At 54.9% G+C, this 4207-nt stretch carries 5 protein-coding genes, 1 tRNA gene and 1 pseudogene; 5 read left to right on the top strand and 2 right to left on the bottom strand.

Features of this window, described 5'->3' with window-relative positions; all coding sequences use genetic code 11:
* Positions 1-117: 117 nt before the first annotated feature.
* Positions 118-202, top strand: a tRNA-Leu gene (locus tag VZ94_RS21510).
* A 153-nt stretch (positions 203-355) separates the two neighbouring features.
* Positions 356-643 (top strand): hypothetical protein, encoded by a 288-nt coding sequence (locus tag VZ94_RS26615; RefSeq protein WP_192828702.1) that lies wholly within the window; start codon positions 356-358, stop codon positions 641-643.
* 135 nt (positions 644-778) lie between these two features.
* Here VZ94_RS26615 and VZ94_RS27510 read toward each other — a convergent pair whose 3' ends face one another.
* Complete coding sequence (locus VZ94_RS27510; protein WP_204369261.1) at positions 779-1477, bottom strand: MFS transporter; 699 nt, start codon at positions 1475-1477, stop codon at positions 779-781.
* Entirely contained in the window at positions 1410-1805 is a 396-nt protein-coding gene (locus VZ94_RS27515) for a hypothetical protein (protein ID WP_204369262.1), read from the bottom strand. The genes VZ94_RS27510 and VZ94_RS27515 overlap by 68 nt, the downstream gene beginning before the upstream one ends.
* A 266-nt stretch (positions 1806-2071) precedes the next feature.
* Here VZ94_RS27515 and VZ94_RS33010 point away from each other — a divergent pair.
* The 3 genes and pseudogenes from VZ94_RS33010 to VZ94_RS21525 form a co-directional block, all read left to right on the top strand.
* A pseudogene (locus tag VZ94_RS33010) lies at positions 2072-2329 on the top strand (hypothetical protein); the annotation flags it as partial.
* A gap of 113 nt (positions 2330-2442) precedes the next feature.
* The gene (locus VZ94_RS29960) at positions 2443-2868 is read left to right on the top strand and encodes a hypothetical protein (RefSeq protein WP_239650140.1); all 426 of its coding nucleotides are present in this window, start codon (positions 2443-2445) and stop codon (positions 2866-2868) included.
* Between the two features lie 28 nt (positions 2869-2896).
* A partial coding sequence (locus VZ94_RS21525; RefSeq protein WP_239650141.1) for a TonB-dependent receptor domain-containing protein occupies positions 2897-4207 on the top strand: 1311 nt, incomplete at its 3' end.

The following is a 4207-nucleotide window of genomic DNA, read 5'->3' on the forward strand; positions in this document are numbered from 1 at the left end:
GCCGGCATGGCAGGGTTCAAACCGCCTTATGGCAAGTCGACCCACAAGACATTGGAACGCGAACTGCGCAAGTAGCTTGCGCCCGGGCGGGAGCTTCGCTAGAGGCTCCCCCTCACTGCCCCTGTGGTGGAATTGGTAGACGCGCTCGACTCAAAATCGAGTACCGAAAGGTGTGCCCGTTCGAGTCGGGCCAGGGGCACCACTCCACAAAATCTGTCGCAAAATGGAACGGTTGCCGTCGGAACCGTTATTAACCACCTTTGTGCCTCGCCAATATCCCTAATGAAACGTTAACGTCCCGCGTAACCAAAGCATTAAGGGACAATCGCGATGCAACGACAGCTGGTTCAATCGAATGAAGGTTCGCAGCACCCCTTCCGTCAGGAACTGGCTCCGCATGTGCTTGCTGTGCCTGCAAAGTGGCAGCCAGTTGCTGCGAAATGGTGGCAAGCGCGAAGATACGCACCTGTTCCTGATCAGCTTTGGCGCATTCTTTTACGGTGTTCTACACCTTCATCGCCTGACGCTTCAATCGCAGGCGAGGTGCAGTTTCCAGCTGATCCATGCTGAAACGAGGCACGCAGCAGCAATCAGGAACAAGGTATCGGCTGTGCTGATGTTCATCGCCGTCAGCAGGCTGTAAACCAAACGCGCCGATCACCATCGCACCAGAATTCACGATATTGTTTGCCGCAACCGTACGGGCCGTTTTGCGATTTGCCGACCGTAGTGGTGAGGAACGCGTATAGCGGCACTACGAACATGCCGCCGGCCACGGCTATTCCCAAAAGCGCAAACAAGATGATGTCACCTTGCGCAATGCCCAGAATTCAGCATAGTTCAGCAACGCATCGGCATCTTGCGGGTTGTCGGGCACATGCACCCATCCTTTGACGGCCCACCAAAGCAACAGAACAAAAGCCGCCATGATCAACACCGAAGCCGGCGCATATTTCGCTGAAACAGAGCCGTTGAGAATGCGGTTGATCAGCACCGAACCGATGGCGACGCCCACCGAGAAAATGGCGGTAAACATGGTTGCGACGGTATTGTCGCCGCCTAGGGCATTTTTGACCATCGGCGGGAATTGCGCTGCAAGGACTGCACCGATAGCCCAGAAAAAACTGATGGCCATGATCGCGAGGAACAGGCGCGGCACATGCATCGTGTCGCGCACAAGGCGCCAGCTCGAACGGAAAATGTTCCAGTCGATCTTGCCGGTGGGCGCATCATCTTCCGGTGGTGCTGCGGGAACGAATTGTGCGGTTACGCGACCGATCAATGCAACAAGAATAACGGCCACAGCGGAAATCTTGGGGTCCAAAATCCCGCCTACGATCGTACCACTCAGGATCGCAATATAGGTGCCGGCTTCGACGAGGCCGGTACCACCCAACACTTCGTCGTCTTTAAGGTGCTGCGGCAGGATTCCGTATTTGATCGGGCCGAAAAAAGGTCGAATGAACGCCCATGGCAAAAAGCGCGAGGAACATCAGCGGGATATTGTGCAGCCAGATACCGGCTGCGCCGAGGATCATGATGAAGATCTCGGCGGTTTTTTGACCAAACGGATGATGCGGGTTTTGTCGCCGCTGTCTGCCAAACTGGCCTGAAATTGCCGACAGCAGGAAGAAGGGCAGGATGAAAATGCCACCCGCAAGCGCATTGTAATAGGCTTCTTCGGCTTCTCCGCCCTGCAGGATGGAATAGGTGATCAACATCACCATCGCCATCTTGAAGAAATTGTCGTTGAACGCGTTCAGGAACTGGGTGACGAAAAAGTGGCAGGAAACGCCGCTTGCCAAGCAAAGCCATGGAAGTTTTGCATATACGGATCGGTCCCTCACCCTGTTTGAATATGCCTAACGCGCAGTCAGTAGTTGGCAAGCCCTTTCGGGTAAGAACGCCAGCAGGACATCGATTTCCCTTTTGTCGACGATTGATGGCAGCGTTGCGCCAAAGCCACAGCAGACGGAATAATTTGGCCCAAACACGTCATTAGACGAAAAAATCTTGCATGATTCCAGAAATATGTGGGATTGCGGCATTGCAACATAATGGAGGGTGCGCAATGCGCAAATCACTACGCAATAAGCATGTACGTACAGCGGTCGCGACGCTTCTGGCTTCAAGTTCGGTCGCAATTTCACTTCCCGCCTATGCCCAGTCAGCCGCGGCGGAAGACACCGACGAAATCGTCGTTACCGCGCAGAAGCGCGAGCAGAATTTGCAAGACGTTCCCGTCGCGATCACCGCGATTGGAACCGAGAAGCTTGACCAACTGCAGGTCAATGAATTTGCCGATGTCGTGAAATTCCTTCCCTCGGTGACCATCCAGCAGGGTGGACCTGGCTTCGCGCAGGTCTATTTCCGCGGCGTGGCTTCGGGTGAAAATGCCAACCACTCAGCGTCGCTTCCGACCGTTGGTACCTATTGGACGAAATGCCGATCACCACGATCCAGGGTGCGCTCGACATTCATGCTTATGACCTTGCCCGTGTCGAAGCGCTCGCCGGGCCGCAGGGCACGCTCTATGGCGCAAGCTCGATGGCGGGTACGCTCAAGCTGGTGACCAATGCGCCAGACACTTCAGGTTTCTACGGAAATGCCGGTGTCGAGATCAACAATGTCGCCCATGGCGACTTTGGTTCGGTATTCGAAGGTTTTATCAACGCGCCGCTTAGTGACAGTGCAGCCTTGCGCCTGGTCGGCTGGTATCGCGACGATGGCGGTTATATCGATAACTTGCCCGGATCGCGCACCTATCCGACATCGGGCATCACGACAAAACAACGCTGCCCTTGTCGAGAAAAACTACAACGATGCCGAAACCTATGGTGCACGCCTTGCACTCGGTATCGATCTTGACGAGAATTGGACAATCAAGCCGACTTTGATGGGCCAGATTCAGAATACCGAAGGCAGTTATGCGCGTGAGCGCTCCGGCCAGTCGAGCGGTAAATATACCACCGTCCAGTATAACCCTGAAGGCAGCAAGGATAAGTGGATCCAGGCTGCGATGACGATCGAGGGTAAAATCGGCAACTGGGATATGACGCTCACCGGCGGCCATCTGCGGCGCAAGACTGAAACCCAGAGTGACTATTCGGACTATGGCTATTTCTACGACGCTTTGTCGGGATATGGTGCTTACTGGTATGACAATGCCGGCGATTATGTCAGCCCCAACCAGTATATTCAGGGTATCGACCGTTATCGTAAGAGCTTTGCCGAATTCCGAGTTTCATCGCCGCAGGATGCTTCGCTTCGCTTCATCGGTGGTCTGTTCTGGCAACGCCAGACACACAATATTGAGCAGAACTACATCATCGACGATATCGCTGACAGCATCACCGTTCCGGGAACCGAAAGCAATATCTGGCTAACCAAGCAATTGCGCACCGATCGCGACTATGCCGCATTTGGTGAGCTCAGCTTTGACGTTACCGACAAGCTGACGCTGACCGGTGGCGCGCGCGTTTATAAATATGACAACTCGCTGTTTGGCTTCTTTGGCTTTGCCCGCGGATATTCGCGGAACACAGGTGTTGCCCGCTGCGTCACCACCACGGGAGCAGAATTCCGCGACAACCCGACCGGAACCTTTGCTACCCCGATCCTGCCCGGTGCCCCTTGCACCAATGTGGACAAGAACACATCGGACAGCGATTTCATCCACAAGCTGAATGCGACCTACAAGATCAACGATGACGCGTTGGTCTATGCAACCTGGTCACGCGGTTTCCGTCCTGGTGGTATCAACCGCCGCGGTACGCTCCCGCCTTATGGCCCGGATGAACTCGACAATTACGAGCTTGGCTGGAAGACCACTTTCGGCGCATTCCGCTTCAACGGTGCCGTCTATCAGGAAGATTGGAACAACATCCAGCTTTCCTTCCTCGGTGCCAACGGCCTGACCGAAATCCGGAATGCCGGTATCGCGCGTATTCGCGGTGTCGAAATGGATGTCGGTTACCGTCAGGGCGGTTTCAGCCTTAACGCGGGCTTCAGCTATAACGATGCCGAAATCCGTCGCGATTTCTGCCGCATCGCGAATGCTACCTTTGATTGCACCACGCCGGGCAACGCCCTGCTTGCACCTGCTGGGTCACGCCTGCCGGTTACCCCGAAATTCAAGGGTAACATGATTGCGCGTTATGAATTCCCGATTTCGGACTGGAACGGCCATGTCCAACTCGCGGCAAAT

Source organism: Methylocucumis oryzae, assembly GCF_000963695.1.
In the GTDB taxonomy this organism is placed as follows: domain Bacteria; phylum Pseudomonadota; class Gammaproteobacteria; order Methylococcales; family Methylomonadaceae; genus Methylovulum; species Methylovulum oryzae.

Bases quoted from the DNA above. Each gene is read 5' to 3' on its own strand.
- VZ94_RS29960 (WP_239650140.1), top strand. From the start codon at position 2,443: ATGCCGATCACCACGATCCAGGGTGCGCTCGACATTCATGCTTATGAC.
- VZ94_RS26615 (WP_192828702.1), top strand. From the start codon at position 356: ATGAAGGTTCGCAGCACCCCTTCCGTCAGGAACTGGCTCCGCATGTGC.